The organism is Caballeronia sp. AZ10_KS36, assembly GCF_023631105.1.
GTDB lineage: Bacteria > Pseudomonadota > Gammaproteobacteria > Burkholderiales > Burkholderiaceae > Caballeronia.
In genome coordinates this window covers 1-24276 of the sequence record NZ_JALQDQ010000044.1, presented here as the reverse complement: position 1 = coordinate 24276, position 24276 = coordinate 1, and the positions used below count along the sequence as shown (strand labels likewise).

General features: G+C 60.5%; 21 protein-coding genes and 1 pseudogene. 13 read left to right on the top strand and 9 right to left on the bottom strand.

Annotation, left to right across the window (positions count from 1 at the left end):
- Positions 1–138: 138 nt before the first annotated feature.
- From NCR35_RS27195 to NCR35_RS27175, 5 genes and pseudogenes are all read left to right on the top strand, one after another.
- A pseudogene (locus NCR35_RS27195) lies at positions 139–507 on the top strand (tyrosine-type recombinase/integrase); the annotation flags it as partial.
- Between the two features lie 648 nt (positions 508–1155).
- Complete coding sequence (locus NCR35_RS27190; RefSeq protein ID WP_250537024.1) at positions 1156–1686, top strand: Csu type fimbrial protein; 531 nt, start codon at positions 1156–1158, stop codon at positions 1684–1686.
- 10 nt (positions 1687–1696) lie between these two features.
- Positions 1697–2488, top strand: a complete 792-nt coding sequence (locus NCR35_RS27185; protein ID WP_250537023.1) for a fimbrial biogenesis chaperone — start codon at positions 1697–1699, stop codon at positions 2486–2488.
- 91 nt (positions 2489–2579) lie between these two features.
- Positions 2580–4958: a fimbria/pilus outer membrane usher protein gene (locus NCR35_RS27180; protein WP_250537022.1), complete on the top strand. Its 2379-nt coding sequence runs from the start codon at positions 2580–2582 to the stop codon at positions 4956–4958.
- 87 nt (positions 4959–5045) lie between these two features.
- Positions 5046–6005 (top strand): Csu type fimbrial protein, encoded by a 960-nt coding sequence (locus tag NCR35_RS27175; RefSeq protein WP_250537021.1) that lies wholly within the window; start codon positions 5046–5048, stop codon positions 6003–6005.
- A gap of 456 nt (positions 6006–6461) precedes the next feature.
- Here the strand turns inward: NCR35_RS27175 and NCR35_RS27170 are convergent, their stop codons facing one another.
- Together NCR35_RS27170 and NCR35_RS27165 are read right to left on the bottom strand one after the other, a co-directional pair.
- Positions 6462–7247 (bottom strand): fimbrial biogenesis chaperone, encoded by a 786-nt coding sequence (locus NCR35_RS27170; protein WP_250537020.1) that lies wholly within the window; start codon positions 7245–7247, stop codon positions 6462–6464.
- Positions 7248–7396: 149 nt separating this feature from the next.
- Positions 7397–7846, bottom strand: a complete 450-nt coding sequence (locus NCR35_RS27165) for a hypothetical protein (RefSeq protein ID WP_250537019.1) — start codon at positions 7844–7846, stop codon at positions 7397–7399.
- On the opposite strand from NCR35_RS27165, the gene NCR35_RS27160 reads away from it, so the two are divergent.
- Positions 7839–8276, top strand: coding sequence for a hypothetical protein (locus tag NCR35_RS27160; RefSeq protein ID WP_250537018.1), 438 nt, complete (start codon positions 7839–7841; stop codon positions 8274–8276). The genes NCR35_RS27165 and NCR35_RS27160 overlap by 8 nt on opposite strands.
- 387 nt (positions 8277–8663) lie before the next feature.
- Here the strand turns inward: NCR35_RS27160 and NCR35_RS27155 are convergent, their stop codons facing one another.
- The gene (locus NCR35_RS27155; protein ID WP_250537017.1) at positions 8664–10043 is read right to left on the bottom strand and encodes a beta-glucosidase; all 1380 of its coding nucleotides are present in this window, start codon (positions 10041–10043) and stop codon (positions 8664–8666) included.
- A 535-nt stretch (positions 10044–10578) separates the two neighbouring features.
- On the opposite strand from NCR35_RS27155, the gene NCR35_RS27150 reads away from it, so the two are divergent.
- From NCR35_RS27150 to NCR35_RS27135, 4 genes are all read left to right on the top strand, one after another.
- Entirely contained in the window at positions 10579–11901 is a 1323-nt protein-coding gene (locus tag NCR35_RS27150) for an O-antigen ligase family protein (RefSeq protein ID WP_250537016.1), read from the top strand.
- Entirely contained in the window at positions 11898–13259 is a 1362-nt protein-coding gene (locus NCR35_RS27145; protein WP_250537015.1) for a glycosyl hydrolase family 5, read from the top strand. Before NCR35_RS27150 ends, NCR35_RS27145 begins: the two co-directional genes overlap by 4 nt.
- 60 nt (positions 13260–13319) lie before the next feature.
- Positions 13320–15716: a polysaccharide biosynthesis tyrosine autokinase gene (locus tag NCR35_RS27140; protein WP_250537014.1), complete on the top strand. Its 2397-nt coding sequence runs from the start codon at positions 13320–13322 to the stop codon at positions 15714–15716.
- A 587-nt stretch (positions 15717–16303) separates the two neighbouring features.
- Positions 16304–17203 carry a DUF2971 domain-containing protein gene (locus NCR35_RS27135; protein ID WP_250537013.1) on the top strand — a complete coding sequence of 300 codons (900 nt, stop codon included), beginning with the start codon at positions 16304–16306 and terminating at the stop codon, positions 17201–17203.
- A 155-nt stretch (positions 17204–17358) separates the two neighbouring features.
- On the opposite strand, the gene NCR35_RS27130 is transcribed toward NCR35_RS27135, so the two are convergent.
- The 4 genes from NCR35_RS27130 to NCR35_RS27115 form a co-directional block, all read right to left on the bottom strand.
- The gene (locus NCR35_RS27130; protein ID WP_250537012.1) at positions 17359–17862 is read right to left on the bottom strand and encodes a hypothetical protein; all 504 of its coding nucleotides are present in this window, start codon (positions 17860–17862) and stop codon (positions 17359–17361) included.
- A gap of 21 nt (positions 17863–17883) precedes the next feature.
- Positions 17884–18105 carry a DUF3717 domain-containing protein gene (locus tag NCR35_RS27125; protein ID WP_250537011.1) on the bottom strand — a complete coding sequence of 74 codons (222 nt, stop codon included), beginning with the start codon at positions 18103–18105 and terminating at the stop codon, positions 17884–17886.
- A 144-nt stretch (positions 18106–18249) separates the two neighbouring features.
- Entirely contained in the window at positions 18250–18747 is a 498-nt protein-coding gene (locus tag NCR35_RS27120) for a hypothetical protein (protein ID WP_250537010.1), read from the bottom strand.
- A 153-nt stretch (positions 18748–18900) separates the two neighbouring features.
- Positions 18901–19293 (bottom strand): hypothetical protein, encoded by a 393-nt coding sequence (locus NCR35_RS27115; protein ID WP_250537009.1) that lies wholly within the window; start codon positions 19291–19293, stop codon positions 18901–18903.
- Between the two features lie 440 nt (positions 19294–19733).
- On the opposite strand from NCR35_RS27115, the gene relB reads away from it, so the two are divergent.
- The gene (gene relB, locus NCR35_RS27110; protein ID WP_250537008.1) at positions 19734–19922 is read left to right on the top strand and encodes a type II toxin-antitoxin system RelB family antitoxin; all 189 of its coding nucleotides are present in this window, start codon (positions 19734–19736) and stop codon (positions 19920–19922) included.
- Complete coding sequence (locus NCR35_RS27105) at positions 19919–20212, top strand: type II toxin-antitoxin system RelE/ParE family toxin (protein ID WP_236572440.1); 294 nt, start codon at positions 19919–19921, stop codon at positions 20210–20212. Before relB ends, NCR35_RS27105 begins: the two co-directional genes overlap by 4 nt.
- Positions 20213–20560: 348 nt before the next feature.
- Here NCR35_RS27105 and NCR35_RS27100 read toward each other — a convergent pair whose 3' ends face one another.
- Positions 20561–21988 carry an ISNCY family transposase gene (locus NCR35_RS27100; protein ID WP_502801731.1) on the bottom strand — a complete coding sequence of 476 codons (1428 nt, stop codon included), beginning with the start codon at positions 21986–21988 and terminating at the stop codon, positions 20561–20563.
- A gap of 365 nt (positions 21989–22353) precedes the next feature.
- Between NCR35_RS27100 and NCR35_RS27095 the strand changes: the two genes are divergently transcribed.
- On the top strand, positions 22354–22725 hold the full coding sequence (locus tag NCR35_RS27095) for a hypothetical protein (RefSeq protein ID WP_250537006.1): 372 nt from the start codon (positions 22354–22356) through the stop codon (positions 22723–22725).
- A gap of 51 nt (positions 22726–22776) precedes the next feature.
- On the opposite strand, the gene NCR35_RS27090 is transcribed toward NCR35_RS27095, so the two are convergent.
- Positions 22777–24276, bottom strand: a 1500-nt coding sequence (locus tag NCR35_RS27090; RefSeq protein WP_250537005.1) for a translocation/assembly module TamB domain-containing protein, incomplete at its 5' end; no start/stop codon positions are given.

Sequence of the window (24276 nt, the reverse complement as noted above, 5' to 3'; positions counted from 1 at the left end):
TAAATTCGACAAGCGGCCGCAATGGGTCGAAGATTGACCCTTCCGCAAGGCGCTCAATCGATTTCCCTTCATTGAAGAGGAGATCGTCATGGAAACGCTTAGTTCTTCCGGCGCTCGTTGGGTGCCGTGGAATAAGGGAAAACGCATCGATCAGTGCAGTTCGAAATCACGGAGCAGACTCGTCAAGGTGTCTCTGCCTGGATTTCGGCGCGGGGATTGGAGCCTGCCGACTATTTGTTTCCGCGTCGACCGCATGCCTCAGCGCACGTGTCGACGCCCCAATATGCGCGCATTGTCCATCGTTGGGCCGCCTCCATCGGGCTCGATGACACCGCGTACGGTACGCACACCATGCGACGAACGAAAGCGTCGTTGATCTATCGACGCACTAAGAACTTGCGCGCGGTTCAGTTGCTCTTGGGCCATACAAAAATCGAAAGCACCGTGCGATACCTCGGGATCGACGTGGGCGATGCTCTCGACATGGCTGAGCAAATTGAAGTGTGATCGCCGGTGGCCGCCGAGCTTGCGCTTGTCGGCCAAAAGGACGTTCACTCGATGAGACGGTAGGACATTTAAGCGTCAGTAGCAACTCGAAAGCAGTCCGAACCCGTCTGAGTCGATGGCTGCCGATCGGCCCTTTCTGCCATTCGTCGAGCCATCCCCGCACGGCTGTTCCATCGCGCTTTGCTGTCCTTGCGTGCGGCGCGCCCCAGCGCCGCACCTAACGCGGGGTCAGACGACCCAGACTGCTTCCAGTCCGGTATCGCCGTTTGTCGGTCGCGCTTTGTGCGCGGCAGCAGAAATCCTTTGTGGGTTATGCCGCAAGCCAACTACGTCCATGCCCATGCGTCTTTCACGTGTAACGCTTGTCAAAAGAGCGCGCTTTCGCACGTCGCATCGACGATCACAGTGACTTTGCGTCTGAAGTCAACTCAAAAAGTAGGGTTACCTGCGCTACGAGCGGCAGCTGGCCGGCATCGGGCGTAGGCAGCTTGCGCGCGGCGGTAGCCACCTTGCCGGTTCTCTAATCGGGCATTCCTACCGAAAAAGACGAACAAAGAGATTCTAAAGAATTAATTGCCTATCGCCGTTAAACGAAGCAGGGGGGCGCGGCATAAGTGCCTCTAACCATATACGCATATCGGAGAAAAGATGCGGAAACAATCTGAGAGAATCCGTCGTACCAGGGCGCGGGCAGTCGCTCTGGGCGTCTCACTGGCATTAGGCACTGCGGCACCGGTGGCGTATGCCGCCAGCCCTAAAACGACGACCTTCACGGTCTCGCTGACCATCCAGGCGGACTGTTCGATTACGGCCAATTCACTTAATTTCGGAACGACCGGCCTTATCACGTCGAACATCGATCAGGCAACGACGATGAGCGTGACGTGCAGCAGCGGCACGGCATACAACGTCGGTCTCGACGGTGGCTCGGTAAGCGGCTCGACGGTCGCCACGCGTTTGCTCGGCGGTACCGGCACGCCCGTGCCGACGGTCAACTTCGCTCTGTACCGCGACTCCGCCCGCACTCAGAACTGGGGCCAAACGGTCGGCACCGACACGCTTTCGAACACCGGAAGCGGCTCCGCGCAAACCCTCACCGTGTATGGCCGCGTGCCGCCTCAGAACGCGCCCGCGGCGGGCGCCTATTCGTCGACCATCACGACGACAGTTACTTTTTGAGGGTGCCAACATGCCGACTTCTCGACTCATCCGGCGCGCGGCGTTCCTGTGCGCCGCCGCGCTGCCGTTGCTTCCCGCATCGCAGGCGCATGCAGGATCGCTTCAGGTATCGCCGATCCGCGTCGATCTCTCGCCCGAACAGCCCGCTGCAGTAATGAAGCTGCACAATCGCGGCAGCGAGCCGATCACCGCGCAGGTGCGCGTGTTTGGCTGGTCGCAGACGCTCGACGAGGACAAACTCGACGACGCCCAGCGCATCGTCGCGAGTCCGCCGATCATCACTATTCCGGCAGGCGGCGATCAAACGGTGCGCATCCTGCGAACGAGCCGCGAGACGCCGGGGGGTGAGGAAACGTATCGTCTGCTCATCGATGAGATTCCGCAAGCCGAGACCGTCCGCACCACCGGCGTGCGGATGCAGTTGCGCTATTCAGTGCCGGTCTTCGCGACCGCGAGCGGAAACGGCGTCGCTCCGAAGGTCGATTTCTCGCTCCAGCACATTCCCGTCGATGGCGCATCGCCGCCCACCGGCGCGCCAACGCGTCTCGTGCTGCGCGCCGCCAACGGCAATGCCGAGCACGCGCAACTGAGCCAAGTGCGCATCGAGTGGGGTGACGGCCGCATCACCGAACTCGCGCCGGGGCTGCTCGGCTACGCGCTCGCGCACGCCACGCGACAATGGCCGGTCGCCGATACGGTCGCGAGCGCATCCGCTGCGACGGTGCATGCGATCGTCAACGGCTCGCCGGTCACGGCGCGCGTCACAGTGGACAGCCCGCTCGTGGTTTCGTCCGCGAAGTAGTGTCGTCGTGAAGCGGGCGATGCATAGCGACGGCCCAGAACCGGGCCGGCGGCCGACGCATGCGCGATCGCGCAATCGTTGGCCTGCGCGCTTGCCTGCGCTTGCCGCCAGCGCGACGCTTGCGTTCGCCGTTCACGCCGCATGGGCCGCGCCTACGCCTTCCGCCCTCAGCGCAGCCAGCGCCGCCGATGCCAGGGCCGACGGCGTGCTATATCTCGAAGTCATCGTCAACGGCATCTCGACCGAACAGATCGCCCAGTTCTTCATGTCCGGTAGCGCGATCTACGCGCGTCCCGCTGAACTGGCGGAAGTGGGCATACTCGCGGGTCGTGCGCCCGTCGATGCGCGAGGCCGCGTCGCCCTTAACGCGATCGCCGGGCTGACCTACGACTATCACCCGGACGCGCAGCGTCTCGAACTCCACGTCTCTGATGCACAGCGCGTGCCCTCGATGCTCGGCGATCAAACCTTGCGCCGTCCGCTGACCGCGACGGGCACCGGCGCGCTCATCAATTACGAATTCACGGTGCAGCCGCAAGATGGCGCGCGCTACGCGCTGTTCAGTGAAGAGCGCTTCTTTCATTCGGGCGGCACGATCAGCAACACGGGCACGGCTTACCGCTACGGCAGCAGCACCGGCTACACGCGGCTCGACACGTCCTGGCGTCATTCCGATCCCACGACGCTCGTGACGACGCGCGTGGGCGACACCATCAGCTCGTCGCTTTCATGGACGCGCGCCGTGCGCCTCGGCGGCGTGCAAATCTCGCGCGATTTCGCGTTGCGCCCGGATCTGGTGACCTACCCGGTGCCGTCGCTCAACGGCTCGGCCGCCGTCCCGACCGCCGTCGATCTTTATGTGAACAACGTGCGGCAGTACAGCGGCAGCGCGCCGTCCGGCCCGTTCGTCATCAACGCCGTTCCCGCCGTGACGGGCGCGGGCGAGGCCACCATCGTCACGCGCGACGCGCTCGGCCGCAATGTGATGACGACGGTGCCGCTCTACATAGATTCGCGCCTGCTCGCGCCGGGCCTCACCGATTTCTCGCTCGAAGCCGGCTTCATTCGACGCAGCTACGGCGCGGATTCGCTTGGCTATGGCGAGCCGTCGCTGTCGGGATCGCTGCGGCGCGGCATCGTGCCAATGCTCACGCTCGAAGCGCACATCGAAGCCACGCGCGGTCTCATCAACCTCGGCCTCGGCGGTCTGATCCGCGCGGGCGCGGCGGGCGTGGTGAACGTATCAGCGGCGGCCAGCACGGGCCGCGTCGCGACGCCCGCGCCCACGTCGACGCAAAGCACGACCTCAGGCACCGGCGCGCAGATGGACATCGGCTGGCAATATCGCGCGCCCTCGTTATCCATCGACTTACAGGCGCAGCGCGCCAGTTCGCGCTTCGGCGATCTCGCCTCAAGCGAAGGCACGCCCGTTTCCAAGTCGAGCGAACGCGCAACCATCGCCATGCCGTTTCGCGCCGCGGGCGTGCCCTGCTCGGTGAGCGCCACTTACGTTGGTGTGGACGATCCTTATTCGGGACGCTCGCGCATTGGCTCGCTGGCGTTGTCATCGACTATCGCAGGACGCGTGGCGGCATCCGCGAGTCTTTATCACGACTTTGGCTCGACGCATAAATTGGGATTGTTCGTCGCGCTGTCGATGCCCATTGGCGGCACCATGAACGCCAGCGTGTCCGGCGGGTTCGACCAGCATTCGCCGATGCTCAACGCGTCGCTCTCACGCACGTCCAACTTCGACGGCGGCCTGGGCTGGCAGGTTCAGGGCGGCACGCAGGACAGTAACGCCGTGGGCCTTGCGCAGGCGAACTATCGCAGCCGTTATGGAGATGTGATCGGCTCCGTCTACGAGAACCGCGGCCATGCCTCGACGGAACTCGACGGCTCCGGTTCGATCGTGCTGATGGCGGGCGACGTGCTGGCCGGACGGCGTATCGACGAAGCCTTCGCGGTCGTGGACACGAACGGCGTGCCGAACGTGCCGGTGCTGCACGAGAATAGGCTGATCGGCACAACCAACAGCGCGGGGCATCTGCTGGTGCCCAACCTGCTCGCCTACGATTCGAACCATCTATCGATCGATCCGATGCGCTTGCCCGCGACGACATCGATCAGTTCGACGAGCCTGAACGTATCGCCGCAAGCGCGCGCCGGCGTGCTCGCGAAGTTCCGCATCGAGAGCTTCACCGGCGCGCAACTGAAGCTGATCGATGAGCGCGGCCAGCCGCTCGTGCCCGGCGCACGAGCGACCGTCAGCGAGACGGGAAAGCAATACATCGTCGGCTACGACGGCCTGACGTTCATCGACGATCTCCAGCCGCAGAACCATCTGCTCGCGCAATGGAGCACCGTCGATGGCGACCGCACATGCGAACTTGACGTGACCTATGCGCCTTCGACCGAGCACGCGCTCGACACACTCGGGCCATTCGTGTGCAAGCGGATGACACGTTGATCCGCAGTATGCTGCGACCCGTGCTACTTCCACTCGGCCCGCGAGACGAGTGCGCTAGTATGCGGTTATTTGACTGGAAAAATCGCTTTGCGTTTCGCACTCATCCTGCTTCTCGCTTGGCTGATGCTGGGCACCACACCTGCACAGGCGCAGGCGTGCAATGTCACCATCTCCAACATCAACTTCGGATCAATCGCGCCCGCCACGACGTCAGCCGCCATGGCGACGGGTAGTGTTGGGGTGACATGTACGGGGCTCGTCAACTTGCCGATGCGTATCTGCGTGCATATTGGTACTGGTAGTGGGGGAACGTCATACGCACCGCGCCTGCTCTCCGGCGGCGCAAGCGCGATGCAATACAACCTTTTTTCGGATTCGGCGGGCACCAGCATCGCGGGCATGCGTTCATCCGCGTATGCGCCAGTCAGTATCGACATACCGCTCACGGCGCTCACGACCTACACAACCAACGTGACCTTATACGGACGCGTTCTCGCCGGTCAAAGTAGTCTTGTCGAAGGCAGCTATCTTTCCACCTTCTCAGGTAGCGCGCAAGCGCAGGTGACCTATCAAGCCTATCTGCTAAGCAATCCACCCTCTTGCACGTCTTTAAGCGCTAACCCTACTGCGGTAAGCTTCACTGTCCAGGCAAGCGTCATTAACGATTGCATAATCAGTGCATCCAACATTGACTTTGGCATCGCGGGCCTCCTGACGTCGACCCTCACGGCGAATGGAGCGCTTAGGGTGGCGTGCACCAACGGCGCGCCCTACTCCATCACGTTGTCGGCTGGAACCGGAGCGAATGCGACAGTGGTGAATCGAGTGATGACACGCAACGGCGCGAGTGACCAAGTCCGGTATCAGCTCTATCAGGACCCCGGATTTATCACGCCGTGGGGCGATGGAACATCCGGCACTTCATCGTATGCAGGCGTCGGCACGGGATCGGCACAAAATGTTCCTGTCTACGGGCGCGTCCTGCCGCAGTCGAGCCAGCCAGCGGGAACCTATATCGACACTGTCATTGCAACGATCACATACTAGCTAATGCGTTCATGGAGGAGCCTATGTAGCTTCGTTGCCGGTAACTAAAACCGAACCCAAAGCGCAGTCAGTATCAAAGGCGTTTCGTCTATCCTTCGGTTCATTGCCTGCATTATCGCTGGTTGAATCGCCGGGCGAGCCACTTATTACGCGGTCCTTTTTTGGGCCACGTCTCTTGCTACCCGTTCCAGAGCGTTCAGGCGAGCGCGAGACGGTACAAGACACCACGAATCGGAACCTGTTCCAATAGCGATGGAACATCGCAAAGCTGCAGACGGTGATAGTCGGCCGTAAAGCAGGCCAAGCTAGGCCTACTTGACGCAACAGCGCCCGTTCGCCAACCACATTCAAAGCGGCGACAGGGTCAGCGAGCTAGCCGTCGAAATCGAAGATTTCGAGGCCGGAGATGTTTCCGAGGCCCTTTTGGATATCGGAACGGGAAAAGTCTATGCAGTATCAATGCCCAGGCGATGCGGTGGTCATGGCGTGCGCCGGTACGACGGACAGCAGCATCGTGACCGGCACGCCGTTGACGAACGCGTGCAAGGTCGCGGTGGTGATGCCCGAAGGAACATCGGTGACGGGCCAGCGGCGCACTGCCCGTGGGAGCGCATAACCGAGCAGACCATCGGAGATCAAGGTCGAATCCCCGTTAGACCAGTCTAACTGCACCCGGCTCAGTTGCGCATGACCATCCGATCCGTTTGATGCGCGCAGCATCAGTGTCGGCGCGGAACCTACCGCATCGACGCGTTCAAGCGCGAAGGTGAGGGCATCGGCGTGCGCCTCCGTCGCGCCGGCGAAGACAGGGACCGAATAGCGCAATTGCATGTGCACGCCGTCGCGTTGCGTCTGACCGTCTGGTATCTCGTCGATGAGCAGGCGATACGTTTCCTCATGGGCGAGCGGCGCGCTCGTCACGCGCAGCACGCGGACGGTCTGATCCGCGTTCGGTGCAATCCGCACGATAGGCGGACTGGCGACGATGGCGGCGGTGCTCTCAAGCCGATCTTCGTCGAGCGATTGCGTCCAGGCGAACACGCGCACTTGGGCATCGAGTGGCACCTTGCCTTCGTTACGCAGCGTCAGGACTGTTGCGGGCTGATCGGCGGCCAAATCGACGCGGATCGGCGACACCTGCAACGCGGCGGCGCTTGCGCCGAGCATCGGCAAAAAGAGCAGCCCCGTGCAGACGATGACATTCCAGCCGTGCCGAGGCGCGGCTCGTCGTAGCTTCGGCATGAGCATAATCCGAGGTATGGGTCGCGTAATAGTGCAAGTGTACGTCGTCCGCGGATCGATGCTGCGCTTGTCATGCCCCTGGGCGGTGACGCATGCGCGTGCAGGACGACCGTGAAAGGGTGATGAAAATGGCTCGATTCCCGCGTCGACTAGAAGGCAACTTCGACGATGGACGCGTTGCGGTCCGCGCTCGCGGTTAGCCGTACGGCCTTGAGGGTGGCGAAGAACTCGCCCGAAAGAATCCGGTAAGGGCCCCCGCCCGCGCACGACACGCTCGGGCGGGGCGCGGACGTCTCCATCGTGCAGATGTCGCGAATGACGAGCGACACGGGCAATGCCGCGCGGCCGGAATGCGCGAATGTCGGCGGCGCCGGGCTGATCGCCAACGCGAGCGAAGCAAAATGCGCCACCTGCGAACGGAAGCTGTAGGACATGGGGACGGAGAACGGATTGACAACGGCTCTAAACGGTTCGAGGCGCGATACCGGCTTGTCTTTGTATACGGCAGTTCCCGCCAAACCTTGATCAAACGGCAGCGGTTTTCTTGACCAGCCTAATGCGTTCGAGCGCGCTGCCGTCCTTGCGGAACAGATGAACATGCCGAATGCGGAAGTCCGCGTTGAGTCATTGTCCTTCAAGCGCAGTAGACACGCGGGAGCCTTTGACCTGTATCACGAAATGGCTGGCGAGACGCATATGCAGCAGCCTTTCGCCGCCAGAATAATCGATTACCATGACTTGGCTGGCGAGGCCGCTATCGACGTCGCCGCCGCAGGACTGAATTCAATGCTCCGGCCGAGTGCCGAGCGTGAGCGTTTCGCCCGCCTTTTCACCGATCCCGCTATGGAAGGCAGCGTGCAGGGGCGGAGTATCGCCGCCAGGCAGCTCCATACTTACGCCCGTCGCATCCGCGCGCGTCACGCGCACGTCCACCAAGTCCGCCTTCGGCGAACCGGTGAAGCCCGCGACGAAGCGATTGCGCGACGCGCGATCCCAGCGGCGAGCCGATCTGTTCCACGCGGTCCATGAATGAGCAGACGATGCGGTCGGCCATGTCATCGTTCGGTCTGATCGTGCGTGACCGACGGGGAACTGGCGAGCCAGAGCCGCACACGCGATGAGCGACGAGCGTCGGACATAGCCGAACTGCTGTCCCCATGAAGTCGGCTGGAACAACTCAATCACCGCATCCACTAAGCGTTGATTTCGGACGGTGCGCCGGCTGCAGTGGTGCGCGGATGTACGTTGGAGTACGCTCGAAGCAGGTACTCAACGGTGAAGCGCGGTGACGTCGCAACGCCATTCACCGCTGAGATGCTATAAGCCGCTCGGAACAGCGAAAGGGAAGAGGGCAACCTCCCGCCAGGCAAAGCTCAACCGGGGCATCCCGGCGGGAAGCTGCAGACACTGCGCCCCTCAGTGCGATGCCGCAACAGCAGCCTTCATACTCGAGTAGATCGCTTTCTTGGCGCCGCTGTTCGTCAAAATGCCATAGGTGCCGGTCGGGTCGTCGTACAGCTCATACCACTGGAAGCCTACGACGTTGTACGTGCTCTTGGCCGCGTACAGCTCCGGAATGGTCTTCGCGATGTATGCCTGCGCTTGTGCGACCGAGTAGTCGTAGTTCACCCCGATCTCGGTGAACATGATCGGCAGGTTGTACGCGTCGTGGAGGATCTTGAGAACGTTGTAGTTGGTGCCGTCCTTGCCCCACGTGTTTTCCGGGTCAAGACCGTCCGAATACCAGTGCAGCTGGATGATATCGGTCTTCACCTTCGGATGGCCCGATGAACCATCGGGTTGCACGCCCGTCAGCATCCCCTTGTACCAGCCCAGATACAGAAAGCCTGCGGACGCGGTCGCAATAACCTTCGTTTGACCAGTCGTGTCCACCGAGCGCCAACCGTCGTATGAGCCACGCAATGCGCCGCGCCAAACGGGCCAGTACGTATTGTCGTAGTCGGAAACATTCACCCCATCGTTGGCGATTCGGGCGTTGTGGCTATCGAGATCGTACTCGTTGCCGAACTCAACTACCGGGACGCCTTTGAGCTTCGTGGCGGCATAGGCGGCCATGTTGTAGGCATACGTGTAAGCACTCGCCTCGGTTGGCGTCCTGCCATTGAGCGTAGGGTCATCCCAAGGGTAAGCGTTGATTAGCGGCATCACCGTCACCTTCGAGCCAAGTCCCGGAATAACGGTATTCGCGAGCGCGTCGATTTGGTCGTAACCGTGAACGTCCTGGCGCACGCCAGTCGTTCCGAGGTCAGCCATCGTCGAGGCCTGAGTGCTGAGCGGAATGGACTGATAGACACCGCCGTAAGCGTAATGTTCGTTGACGCCGAAAAACGGCATCCCGTTGATTCCGGTCCCTGTCGCAGTCAAAGACGTCGACGTGCTGCTGGACGCGGTCGTCGTCGGACGCGGATCAGCCGAGGCGACCCAGTTGTTGTTCTGCCAAACCCACCAGCCCTTCTTCACATTTTCCTGATAGATCTTGCCTGCGTACCACAATAGCAAGATCACGTCTTGCGAAAACCCCGCCTTCAAATTGGCGCGGTAGATCACCCCGCTTTTTACCGTCCAGATGGCGCCCGAGGAGTCTGTGATGGAAGCGGCGGGGGGGATAGAAGTTCCGCTAACGGAGGCCGGGTTCGTGGCAATGTTGACGACGGATACGGGATCCACTGCTGCGTTGTTGACGCTAGACGGCGTGCCATCACTACCGCCACCACATGCACTAACAATTAGGGATACTAAGCAGATACCAAGTTTGATATACGCGTTGTTTTTCATGGCTTGTCTCTTCGAGGGCTGGCGTGTCCGGTCGGACTCGGATAACGGCGCTGGCAGCGATGCCGGCGCTAGGTCAGTCGATTACCGCACGACCAGCGGTCGTTCCGCCGTCGAAATCCCGCTTTCAACTGATAAATGCAGTTTACCGGTCCCACGGGTGCGCAGCGCGTCGATGTCGGTAATGCATTGTAAGAATTTGAAACAATGCAGAAACATTTGCCTGTCCATTAAGGTTTTTTGTCGCGCACGAATAAATTTCCGCAGCGCCGGACCTGTGCCGCGCAGGAATGACTTGGCCCCGGAAAATGTTGCCGGTTGGTCATGGCGTTCAGGCCAAATTGCGCACGCGCTCGACGCGCTCAGTGAGCGTGAGGAGACTGCATTCCCCGCGTGTGGGTTTGCGCACATTGCATTAAGTAATCGCTGAGTATCCTGCCTTCCCGCAAACGGTTGCATAAGAGACGCGCACGAATTGTTCAGGAGAATTGATTTTCTGGGCTTCTGCCGCAGCACTACCATTACGAGAGGCGGTACAGTGAAAGCAACCTCTATTGAGAGCAGAGCATGGGCAACCATTTTTTTGATCACAGTAGCCAGTGATGTTTTGGCGGGGGCCGTGCGCTACTACGCATCGTTGGCCGGCGTGGCGTCTATCGCGTATCTCCCGAAAGTTCTCTGCATCGGCTGGGTCATGTACGCGCTGCTCAAGCGACCACGGCCGACGTTGGTGCTGATTGGTCTGTACGCACTAACCGAGGCGTTTGTTGCTCTCTCAAACGGCGTGCAGTCGGCCTCGATTCTGTTCTGGCTCTGGACGCTCGCGCCAATGTTCTTCGCGCTGACTGCTCCGCCTGATGCCCTTGCTGCGATAAGAACTCGCCCGGTGTTCACCGCGTTCGTCGCACTTACAGTGTTGTGCTGCGTTGGAATTTTCCTGAGCGGCGTGACGACGTTGCCGTGGGTTGGTGAGAAAGTGTCGGTCGGCGGCCACGCCGTCAAGATGGCCTCGGCCTCGTATGTAGGGGTTGCCTCCCCGCGCCTCACAGGGTTCGGACGCGACAGTGCGACGGTCGCGCTGATGGCAGGTCTGCTGACCGCCTGGGTGTTCATGAACGTCCGGTCCAAGCTGCTCGGCGTCCTCCTAATTGTCGGTGCGGGAGCGGCGATCTACGCCACAACCAACAAAACCGCACCGGTCGCCCTTGCTGTCGTGGTGGTAGCGCGCTGCATGTTCTCGTCAACGCATGGCTACCGACGCACTTGTTTGGCGGCGGTCGCGGTTGCGACGCTCCTTCCCCTCGCATCATTCTTGGTTGTCGCTGCTTCTAACCTTCCGGATCGCGGTTTCCTTACGTTGTCCTCGTTCCAAGACCGAATGATCAACACATGGCCCTTGCTAATCGAATCGATTGTGAAAGGCGGCTATGTCTGGCTGGGACTCGGACCCGGCGGGTTCGGCTCGGCCGGCACATACTACGAGAGCCCGTTTGGCTTCAACGTCTCGTACGCCGATAACCTTGTGCTCTACGTCGTGGCTAACGTCGGGATACTCGGCGCGTCAGTGCTGCTTGCCTATATGGTCCGGCTGCTGCTTACGACTCGATCCAATGACCGCGCGGCATGGGCGATCTTGCTCTACATCCTCTTCGCCGGCGCAAGCACGGACGTCTTCGAATCTATTGGTTGCCTGCTTTTCCTCGGCCTTTCGGTTGGGCTATTGCGGCAACGGCAAATGGGCGACCGCGCGCTGGTCTGGCCATCGATGTCCAGCGCTTCTGCGCTTCCGTGGCGCGAACGACCGAGAGACATGAATCCCTTCGATCCTGCGCGCGCCGCAGACGGAGGGTACGTTAAGTGACCCTCACGCTATTTGTGCTGCGGCGAGCCGTCGCCGGAATCTCGCTCGCCTGTTTGTCAAATGCGCTGTTTGCCGCTGCCCTGATCACGTTCGGTGAGACCGGGCAGACCGTACAACCTGCGCCATCGAGTTACGTCGCTTTGCCGGGTTTCGAGTCGGCCCGCGCAAACACTGGTGTTGCAATACACCAGATCGATGATGCGAAGCTTCTTGATGCCGTCAAGGATGCAGGCTTCTCCTTCGTGCGTACGGACCTGTTCTGGGAAGCCGTTCGAGCGCCGGACGGCTGGCATTTCGACGGCTTCGACGGGCTCGTCAATAACTTGTCTGCACGACGTCTCGGTGCGCTCTTCATTCTCGGCTACAAGCATCGCATGTACAGCCCGGATCAGCCACCGACGTCGCCCGGGCAGCTTGTCGCGTTCCAGTCCTATGTCTATCAGGCCGTGCATCGATATCGCAATGCACCGGTTCGCTTCGAGGTTTGGAACGAAGAGGACGATGCGAAGTATTGGCTCGCGCCACCTTCCCCGACTGCTTATCGGGCGCTCCTAGAGACGGCCGTCAGATCCGCGAAGTCGGCCAATCCGCAAGTGAGTATCGGCACCGGAGGAGTCCAGCAGATCAACCGAGCGTTCATTCATGCCGTGGGTGACATGAGCGCTGACATGCCCGTAGGTGAGGCGCGCGAGGGACCGGATGCCGTCAGCGTGCATCCTTACCGCCAAGAAGAACCTGAGACGGTTCTTCACGACTATCGCACCTTGCGCGGCGACCTCTCGGGATACGTCAAAAGACCGGTCGTCTGGGCGACCGAGTTGTCGTACCCCAGTGTTGGCTACCGGTACGTGCGCGACATCAACGATGGCCACTCTCCCGAGGCACGAGCCCGTCAGGCGCGCTATGCGGTGAGACTGCTGCTGATGAACTGGATCTCCGAGGTGAAGCTCACGTCCTACTATGACATGCGTGACGACGGAAACGACCCGAAGGAGATGGAGCATAACTTCGGCTTGCTCGACGCGAGCAACAAGCCCTTACCGGCGTATCAAGCCGTCAAGCACCTGTTTAGCTTTACGTCGGGCAGCCGGGCGCGCTACTCAATTAACGAGAAGCAGCACTACGTCGTGCTGCAGCTCACCGACGTTCGTGCCCGCAGATTTGTCATGTGGTGTTACGGAGAAGGTAACGCTATAGACGTTGACTTCTCGGCACTGCCAGGCAATACCCGAATCACCGACCTGTATGGCGCGTCAATCGAGCAGCGCCAAATGACATTAAGAGAGACACAAGGGCCTGTCTTCATTACTTTTGCGTTGCCCACTTCGGCGACCAAAGGTACCGAACACGCGCGATAGCTTACTAGAGACTCGCCAAGGGTGACCGAGCTAACCTTGCGAGCGTAACGAGGGCAAGAAATGTTTTCTTATAACGCTAACTCTTTCAGTCTTCCACAACAGCGCGGCGATGGTCTTGTCCAGCTTTGGCGCAGCGTCGTGCGTCGTAAGGCGCTGATCGCCACCGTCACCGGGACTTGCTGTGTCGCGGGTATTATTTACGCTCTGACGGCCACGCCGCAATACCGCGCGGAGGCGTTGTTGCGAGTCCAACAAAGCAACAAAACAGGCAGCTCGATCAGCGCACTTTCCGATGTGTCCGGTTCAATGGCGGCGGATGCCTCTGCCGGCGACGAGAGCGACGTGCTCACATCCCGGTCGGTCGTGGGAGCAGCGATCGCTCAGACGGGCGCAGATGTTGATGTCCGCACGGAAAACCAGTTCCCGCTTATCGGCCAATGGATCGCGTCGCGGCATGCCAGCGACCAACAGCTTGCGCCCGCTCCGTTGGGACTCACGTCCTTCGCGTGGGGTGGCGAGCGTTTGCGCGCTGGCGTCTTCACGGTGCCGCAAGATCTGTACGGAAACAAGTTTCACGTCGTAGCAGGCGAGGGCGGGCGCTGGACGCTCTACGATGACGACGACCATCGGCTCGCCCAGGGCCGTCTCAAAGAATCGGTCACCTTCAAGGTCGCACCCTCCGATGGCGCTGCGACGGGCCAAATTCGCATCGACGTGCTACACGCACGGCCGGGAACGCGCTTCGAACTTCGCAAGTATTCTCAGCAGACGACACTTGAGTCGGTGCTAAAACATCTGCGAACGACCATTCCGCCACGTGATTCGACTCTGCATGACCCATCGCTGATTCACTTGAGCTACCAGGACGATTCGCCGTATGGCGCGCAAGCTATGGTGAATGCGGTCATCAAAATCTATCAGCAACGCGATATCGAGCGTCGCGCAGAGCAGGTGCAAACAAGCTTGGACTTCTTGAAGAAGAGGCTGCCAGGACTAAAAGAAGATTTGACGGAGGCCGAGAGTCGGCTCAACGCTTTTCGCGCGGAGACAGGCACAGTGGACATGCCTGAGCAAAACGCCGCGCTTATCACTCGTCTGAGCCGCCTTCAAGACCAGCACACGACGCTTGAGCTGGCCTTGAATGCCGCTCGCCAGCGCTACCAAGCAGACAGCCCGACTTTCCAGACAGCGCAGGTCCAGTTGGACCAGGTCAACCGGGAAATCGCGGAGACGATGCGTATGGCAGAGAATTTGCCGTCAACCCAGCGTAGATACGTGGAGCTCGCACGCGATGCCGCGGTTGCCACGCAGCTGTACACAAGCGTGCTCACCAACGCGCAGCAGCTCGAGGTAGCAGCCGCAAGCACGCCGCCTGGCATTGCTGTTGTCGACTGGGCCGTGGTCCCCGAGAAGAAGTCGTGGCCGCGAGCGTGGGTGGTCGTGCTCGGTTCGCTGTTTGGCGGCCTTTTTATGAGCTCTGTGGCGATTTACCTGCTTGAGGCAAACCGCCGTGAACTTCACAGCCCGGACGAGCTAGATAGCTATTCGCAGCTGCCGCGCCTGGCGGTGATCGCGCGTTCCTCCGCGCAATCGCGTCACGATGTACGGGCCCTGTCCCACACTGCCGCGCCTCGCAGCTTGCTTGCGATGACGAATCCGACCGATCCCAGCATCGAAGCCTTGAGAACGTTACGCAGCAGCGTCCAAGCTATGCTCAACGGCGTGCCGATGGGCCGCGCCCAACTTAGTCGATGGAACGTGCCTAGCCCGACGTTCAGCGCCGTTCCCATGTCCTCTGTCGAAGCCATGGTCGCGGCGACCACCGGTGCGATGCGCACGTCGACGAACCCCGGATTCGTCATTGACGCCGATAACCCTGGCGGTAAAGTGATCCTGTTCACCGGCCCAACGCAAGGAGTTGGCAAGAGTTTCGTGTCGTCCAACTTTGCGTATCTCTTGGCCGAAACAGGTGCCTCCGTTTTACTTATTGATGCCGACATGCGACGGGGTCGCCTACGCTCGCTGGTAGATGTCCGGACCGGACCCGGTCTTGCGGAAGTGCTCGCCGGGGCCGCGCAGTTCGAAGATGCCATCGTCCCGGTGGGCCCAAGCAGTCTTTCGCTCCTCGACGCTGGAGCGCACTATCCCGCCAACCCAGCTGAGCTCATCGGCCGCCCAGCATTCCAGGAGATGCTGGCCGCCCTGCGCGGCATGTACGATTTCATCGTGATTGATTCCCCGCCGGTACTTCCTGTGGGCGACGCATTGGCGGTCGCCATGCAAGATTGTGACGTGGTACTGCTAGTGTCACGCGCCTCTCGTACCGGGGCGCGACAGTTGGACGAAACGCTGTCACGGTTGAGCAACGTTGGAGCGAAGGTGGGAGGCCACGTGTTTAACGGCTTTATACCGGATCGATATGATGCGCGCGAGGAGTACGGTATGCGAACGTCCTGACCAGTCCTTACCAGGAGCGTTCGGAGCAAGCGGGCTTCAACTTGCATCAGGTGGAACCGGTGGCGCCATCGGCGCTGCTTCCCCTGATCGGTGCAGCCTCCAGCAAGGAGCTCGCTAAACAAGCTCGTGCGTCGGACGCGACCAGGTATGTTTTTATGTTGTCGCGGCGTCTGGCACGGAGCCGGGGATGGGCTGCAGGCGCCAGCAGAAGACTGAGCAAGCACGCATTCGGTCCGTCGAGAATTTGGGTCTCGCGCCTGCCAAGCGTCCTAGGCGAGTGATCCCTCGGGACGGAAGGACCGCTGCATCCACAACAAGAGACGTCCGGCCCCGAGATTGGCGAAGGGCTGAGATGGGTCGAAGCAAGCCACCCACAAAGAACGCAATCTCATCCGATGACTGCGTCCTCACGCTAGAAGCGCGAACGACGGCAATAGGAATCAACGGTCGCATTGCGGTCGGGATTGTATCGACCAGCGAACCCTGTTCGCAGTCGAAATGCGGCGTAGCGGTCCCCGCATCGCAGGATGCTTGTCCGAAATGCGCTGTGATAATCTTCGACGGCCACCCTTTGCTCGCGAGATTCGATGACGATCCTCTACCACTACTGCAACGCCGAAACATTCATCAAGATCATTCAGAGCAAGATGCTATGGCTCAGCAGCACAAGCAAAATGAACGACTTGAACGAAGGGTCTGTAGTTGAGAAGCGACTGCTCAGCCTAACAAATGAGTGGCTGTCGACCGAGAGCCATGAATTCCTTGTGCGAACGATAGATATGTTCAAGGATGAGTCTTATGCATGCTGCTTCTCGAGCAAGCCGGATCTAGCGGTGCAATGGATGGCGTATGCCGACGCGGGAAGAGGCTTCTCGATCGGTTTCGATAGTGAGAAACTGCTTGCTCTTGACGATCGCTTGAGAGAAATGACTCGTGATGAATACTTTGCCGAGTCACGTGCACGCGCCATCCAGGGCGACATCAAGCTTGGGCCGGTGGTCTATTTCGACAGCGACGCTCAGCAGAGGATCGTAGCCGCGCTTAATCGCATCTTGCGAATTTTCGATGCGGAGGCGCTGCAAGGGCAGGCGGCGATGCAGTTACGATCTGTCGACAACGAAACTTTGGTTAGTGCCGCGCTCACTTGCATCTGGCTCGATGCTGTAACCAAGGACGCCGCCTTTGAGCACGAGAAGGAATACCGGCTTTTTCATGTTCCCCCAGAGTTACCGCTACAGCGAGCTGTCGGGGGCAAACGACTTCGAGAAAGCGTGCTTGATCCGCTTCGCTGGCGCGCTTCGCGTTTCGGCCTCGCTCCATACTACGAGTACAAGTTCAACGTCGATGCAATTTCCGAAATTTGGGTTGGTCCGCGCAATCCAGATCATCCCAACCTTGGCGCTCAGCACCTCATAGAAATGTTTCTCGCGCACAGTGGAATGACAGACGTCGAGGTCAAAATGTCAACCTCACCTTATCGCGGATAACGTCATGTGGGCGAGCAGGCTACCAGGAGAAAAACCGCATTCGATGAGCGAATCGGAATGTCGCATAAGACCGGCATTTTCAACTAAGGCTGCCAATGCAGGGGCCGATCCGCTTGCCGGTGGCCCTGTAATCCCGATTGTGAGTCACCGGCGCCTTAGTGCGAACGTACTTTGCCGGCCGCGATCGCGTTCGCGAGTTCCTCGGCCAAAGCCGCCTGCACCGACGCGTGCTTTTCTCGCACGGCCTCGGCGTCCTTCATAAGTTCGGGAACATCATGGACCAGAGATGCGATCTCTGCATCCCGGGCGGCGGCTAACTCAGCCAGATTCTCCGGCCGCAACGCGCATTCGAGGATTCCCGCGTCAATGCCGAAATGCTTGCTGATTGCGTCGCAAGCATGTACGAGCGCGAAAGACACTTGTTCTTCCTCGTCTAAGCCTTTGCTCTTGGGCCAGAAATAGCCCGCGTATAGGACGTCGCCGACTATCTCAATTGCCACCCAGTCGGTGAGGTCTTCTTCGAACGCTCGCGTGTCGCTCCTGGCTGACGCAAACATGCGCAGCGCTTCCGCCTTCGATACCTCTCGCGAATAGATCTCGACGCGTCCACCGCCGGCCACCGCGTCGACCCACACCAAGGCGCTACCGGCGTTTGACATGTTTGCGCCTCCTCGACGGGATCAAGAAAGTTCCTTCTGGGCGAGTGCAAGGCCTATCGCTTCGTTTTGTTCTGGCGTCAGGTTTTTTGCTTCGATGCGCTCTCGTTGATGATAGATCATCGATCCATACACGTCCGCCAGTACCCTCGCTCTTGGGCAAACAGCGAAGTCATCCGTCGCCGCCTGCCGCGATCGCCAGTAGTTAATGGCATTCTCAATATCAGTGACCGTGTACTCGTTCATTCCTGCTAGCTGCCGTTGCTCAATCAACTCCGGATGATATTCCTCTTCGTCGGGTCCTGTCGCCCGGGCCTCGACGAGCGCATCGCATTTTTTCCGGTTCAGCGTGAGAGCAACGGCTTGGGCAGAGGGCTGGGCGACACCGTGCTAGTGCTTTACTTCGCCTTCCAACTCAAGGGCCAGTTCCGCCGCCAACGCAGCCTGCACGTTTCCGTGCTTTTCGCGGAACGCTTCGGCGCCGGCTAGCATTTCCGGATTGTCTTTGAGGAACGAAGCGAGTTCCGCGTCTCTCGCGGAACTGAGCGCGGCCACGTTCGCAGGTTCAAGCGCGCGGTCCAACGTCGCGGCGTCGACGCCGAAATGCTCGCTGACAGCAGCGACCGCGTGGACGATCGGGAACGCCACATCCTCGTGCGCGTCTTTGCCGCCCTCGACGAAGAAGTAGCCAGCGCAGAGCAGGTCGCCCTTGACCTCCGCTGCGACGCGCGAGGCAAGATCGTCCTCGATTGCTCGCCTGTCATTGCTCGCGGATTCAAACATTCGCAGCGCCTCTTCCTTCGTCGCTTCCCGCGAGTAAATTTCAACGCGGCCACTTCCAGCGCGTTCCAGTTCGACGTAAACAATTGCCTCATCGAGTTTCGACATATTTTCCTCTGTATAAGAAAGTATTAGATCGTCGCCCCCCCGACGTCAGCCAAGACGTTCGCCCTTGGGGCAGACTGCGAAATCATTAGTTGGCGCCCGGCGGACGCGCTTGTGGTTGATCGCCTTTCGCGACGTCAGTACCGAAGTGCCCCGTCAAGCTGCTTGACGGGTCTTCAGTAGCTGTTTGATTCCGTCGCGAGTAAGACTGGGGTTTGCTGCCTTCGCAGATACGACTTCCGTCAGTTCGTCGTCCGAGTAGGCGGCGAGAACCGCGAGTTCGCCGACATTGAAAAGCGCATCCATCTGGGCGCGATATCGTGAGTCGACGAAGCGCTCATAGACTCGCACGTATTGCGCGGTAGTCGTCTTCGATAGGCCAAATTGGTTTTTGGCGTATTCGAGAAACGCAGATGCGCCTTTTCGCTCGGCTGCAACAACGTTCGTTCCTTCCGACTTCGCTTTTTCTATCGCGAAGTTCACCATTGCGTCCTTGGCTTGAATCAAGGTCTTGCCGATAACGAAAACATTGACTGGCGGCTTCAGCACGACTTTTCTTCTCCGTATGAGATTGCATGGTGGCGGTCAACGGACTGCGGACACCAACTCTATCGGTGATTAACGGCACGCAAGTCAGATTCTTTTGTGCTGCGGCGTGCGCCGACGGCCGCTGTTCGAGGATTGCGACGACTTGTGCACGGAAGCAAGCAAGATGGTCGGCGAAACGACTTAGAGTTTCCGCCCCCAGGCGACCGCAGGGTCGGTAACGATATTGTTAGAAGACAATGGCAGATCGTGCGTTCCCGTGTCGATGCGGGAGTTGATGCCGGGGTCGCGACCTGCCCACTTTTGCCTTCCGACGTAGGCAGCCCGGGTAAATCTGCCTCGCCGCACTTCCCGCATGCAGCGGCGCTCGCCGCGCTGCGCGCCGGGCACGCATTCAACCCTGAGCGGGAGTATTATCAAGGAACGAACCACTGGTGATTTATATGGGAACTCGACTTGATCCATACGTCCACGAGCACGATACGGCCGAAGAAGCGGAGACCTTCGACCGCGCGCTACGTGAGCGCGTCGAACGTGCCCGCAGCAGCGCCAAGCCGAGGGTGCCGCACGACAAGGTGATGGACGAGGCGCGCGCGATCATTGAAGCGGAGTTGGAGAAGCAGCGCCGTTGACTCCGCTACAGATCGTCTGGGCCGACGAAGCACGCGAAATTTTCCTCGGCTACATACGTTACATCGCCGAGCGCAGCCCGGCAGCGGCGCTCAGGCTGTTTGACGCTGTCGAGAATTCCCTCCGTCCCGTTGCCTATTTTCCGTTTTCCGGGACACCCGGGCGCGTTCCCGGCACCTACGAAATCGTCTCCCACCCGAACTACATCGCGATCTATCAGGTCTCCGACGGCTGTATCGAAGTCGTGGACTTTACTCACGCCCGAAAGCTGTACCCTCCGACCGCGGATTGAGTCCGCCGTTATGGAACTTCCGGGGCGCCCGCCGCATAGCAGCAGTTCGTCTGCGGGCGAGCCGCCGAATTGCCGATGCGTCCTTTGTGAAATTGCCCGCCCGAACTGCAAATCCGCGCCCTCTCGCCATGTTCAATGGTGATAATTTGTATTATCAGGGACGTAGTGCGGACAAAAAACGCTGTCGGCCTTACCGGGCAAGGGCCGCGTGGATATCGAACGTGTCACGGCCAAATACAAATGTCGTAGCGCCGGCTAAATAGAAATGTCGTATCGGCTCGTATGTTTGGCAGTCACGCAGTGTTGAAGCACGCGGGTTGAACGGGCAGGGGCGCGGGTGCATGGACTTCATCGTTTGCTGACCACTGAGCGGTTTTTAGATGGCTGTGCGCTGCGCTTTCGTTCGTGTAACGCCATCATCGTTGCCTCCAGGTCCTGTTGCGTGAGTTCGCGCTGTTTCTTCGTGCCGGCCGCCCGTTGCGGCGTGCGCACCGGCGCGCCGCGATGCGCGCGTGAGGGCGCGGTGCCAATGCTGCGGTTATCGCGCTGCGCCTGCACCGCCTGCGCCAACTCGAGCACGTGCGCGAGTCGCTTGCACTCGACGATGGCCCCCTGATCGACCTCGGTGAGCCGGTCGTACTGCCGACACACCAGCTCGCGCTCGCCGGCACGCAGTTCCATACGTCCGTCCGGATACTCCCACACCTCGATGTCACGGTGGATCAGCGCGCGATTCTCGTCGGTATCCTCCAGCAAATACAACACGCGGTCGTACTGCACGGTGAGCGTCTTGGTGACGCGCCGCGCTTCGCGCCACGTCAGCGCTCGCTCCAGACTCTCATCGGCGCGCAACGGCCGATGCGCGTCGAAGGCGCTTCTCGGCGGCTTCGCAAAGCGCGCGTTGTAGTCGGCCATAAAGCAGGGCGCGTAGGCGTTGGCTTGCGTCACCGTGCTGATGCCGCGCAGGCGCAATTCCTTCACCAGCCGGTCCTGCAGGGTCAGGTGCGCGCGCTCCACGCGGCCCTTGGCCGAACTCGAATTGGCGCAGAACGTGTCGATGTTGAGCTCGTACATCGCCCGGCCGAACTGCGTCGTGCTGTCGCCAGTGCGGTTCGCGCGCGTGATGCGAAACACGCTCGCGCGATCGCTGTAGAACGCGCCTGGCTTGCCGTGCTGCTCGATGTACGCGCGCGTCGCCTCAAAGTAGCTGAAAGTGGACTCGCTCGCCGTGAAGTGCAGGTGCATCAGTCGGCTCGTCGCATCGTCCACATACACCAGCAGCGTGCATTGCGGCGCGCGCTCCTCGAACCAGCGGTGCTCGCAGCCGTCGATCTGGATCAGCTCGCCCAGGCACGACCGCCGCGCGCGCGGCTGATACACCTTGGGCGGGCGCTGCCGGCGCGGCACCCACAAGCCTGCCTCGGTCATCAGATGCCGCACCGTTTCCTTGGCAAGCCGGATGCCGTGGCATTCCTCGAGCTTCTCGCGCGCCAAAGTCGGGCCGAAGTCGGCGTAGCGCTCTCGGATAATGCTCACGGCGCGCTGTGCCAAAGCATCGTCGAGCTTGCGATTGCCGGGTCGGCCACGCTTGCCCGACGCTACGCCTTGCAGTCCATGCGCACGATAGCGCGCCACCAGCCGCTCAATCTGACGTACCGTCAGGCTCAAACGCTCAGCGGCGCGGCCGGGCTTCAAACCCGCCCCGACGACCGCCTCGATAACCTTCAGTCTGTCCCATTCGCGCATGGTCAAGCTCACAGGTGGGTTCGGTGACATGGCTGAGCTCCGCGAAACGATCAGCTACCAGCTTGCCACCGGTTAAAACCCGACATCTGTAAATAGCCAGAACACGACATTAGGATATAGCCGCTACAAAACGGTCGCTCGATAATTGATATTATGTCAACTCAGGCGACCGCGCTTCTTATTTGGCGCTTGCCACGGCACCGGCGCTCGCCGGTGAAGGCGGCACATCGCATGGAGTATTATTGTCTCGACGGTCTGAACCGCTGTTTCCGCAGGCCATTAGAGGGCCGCTGGAACACCGAGGCGGCGAACTTCGTCGGGGGTCGGCGCCGCTCGGAGCGGCTCCCACAGCTAATCGGCCTCGCCGCGGCCGGTCTGACGCCCTGGATCTCGTAATGGAGGCCGTCGTGAAGAAGCACCCTAATCGCGCCCAGCTTGTCGCTCTGATTGGCGCTGCCGCGCTGTGCTTTGCGGCGGCAGCTAGCGCGGAGAGTCAGGCGGTGAAGAAGCTTGGCCAGATCACTGTCATCAATCAAACGCTACAGCCGAAACCCTTGAAGGCGAATCCCGTGACTCCCCTGACGCCTACGAATAATTACACAAATGCGCCGAACGCCGCTGCGCAGAACCCGAGCGTCGGCTCGAACTACAGCCTTGCCCCGACCTACAACTGGAACGCAATCAAGGCGGCGAACGCCGCGAACGCTGCAAATGCCGCGCGCGCTAACGCGATCCCCGGAGCGCCTTCGCCCGCTGCCAAGAAATAGCCTTTCGCTGACCGAAGAAACATGAGCGACATGCGCAAAGCCGTAGCGTCCTCACTTGAAGTGCGCAGGAGTGGCCGATGGTCCCGCACCGGCCGCGGTCGACGAAGTCGGTGAAGAGGTAAATAACCGCGCCCACGAATCAAAACGCCGTGTGTATGTTAGATCGACGCCTTGGTGCGTCCCGCCAAAAATCGTGGCAGCCCAGAACCGTGTCAGGTTCAGCGTCAACTTGATTGCGTTCTCCGCCGACTGCAAGCCCTGTTCATAGCCAAGCACGAGGCGCTCATTTATCGCCTTGGATACCAGGACGACCTGTGGATCAGTGAGCCCCACCTCGCTTGATCCGATAGTAAGCTGGTCCAACCCTATCGTTTGCGCGATCTTCGCCCCGCCCTTGCTGCCGAGCAGTGCAAGGGCGCTCGTCATTGCGCTTTGCTGGCCGAGGTTGTTGCCTTGGTCAGTACCGTGGCCGAACAACAGCCATGAAAGCTTCTCCGTGTCCGGCACAGTCGGCTCGGAGACGAGATTTACGACCGGCGCCTGCACCGTGCCCGTCACCTCAACGCCCGCTGCGACTTCTTGATTGCGCCGCATCGCGAGAATATTGAGGCCCGGATCCGCCACCGGCCCGTTGAAAGTGAAGAAGCCCTTCTCGATATCGAGCTTACGCCCGAACGCCGTATAGGTGGAGCCCGGCGTCACCCGCACGTTACCGACCGCTCGCAGTGGCATGTTTGGCGCGCTCATAACGGTAATGGTGCCCGCAAGCCCCATGTCCGCGCCCGCGCCCTTGAAACGAAAACGATTGCCGAGGTCGATCGCAATAGTCGCGCGCGGCGTGAACGGTCCGACAGGCTTCGCGGTCGCCGCCGCGATTGGCTGATTGCCGCCCTTTATTGTGCCGTCGGCGCGCTCGATCATGACATCGTCTCCCAGCTCGGGCGCGGAGGATTCCGGCAGATCGATGAGCGCATGTTCAACAGTAAAATTCCCGTTGATCGCCATGCCTCCCTGCTGCCCGCCATCGGCGATAGTCGCACTGCCCGAGAGCGTCAACTCGCGGTCAGGCGACGCGAAGAGCTCCAGCTTGTCGGCAATGATGCTCGCCGTTAGATCGGGCTGCTGCTGATCGAGCCGAACCTTGCCGGTCGCGCGCAGTGTGCCACTCCCGCCATGGAACTCCACCCGCTGTAGATCGACGAGATTCTCGGAAACCACAATGCGGACAATGCCGTCCTTCAACTGCACGCCCTGATCGACGACCATCACGGAAAGATTGTCGCCGGTAAGCATGCCCGACACCTTCGGCTTCGCGACGATTCCGGAGATCACGAGGTGGAGCGACAGTCTACCGCCGAGCAGATAGTTCGCGCCGAGCAGGCCGCCGGTCGTGCGCAGTTGGGGAATGTTCGCGTCGATGGCGCCGGCGAGCGGCGCTTCGTCCGCGACGGTGAGCGCGCCGTCGCGGTTGATAAGCGTCGTGTGCGCGTTCGCGTCGATCACGCCGATGCGGCTTGCCTGCGCGTGCAGCGTCGCGTTCAGGCGATTGCC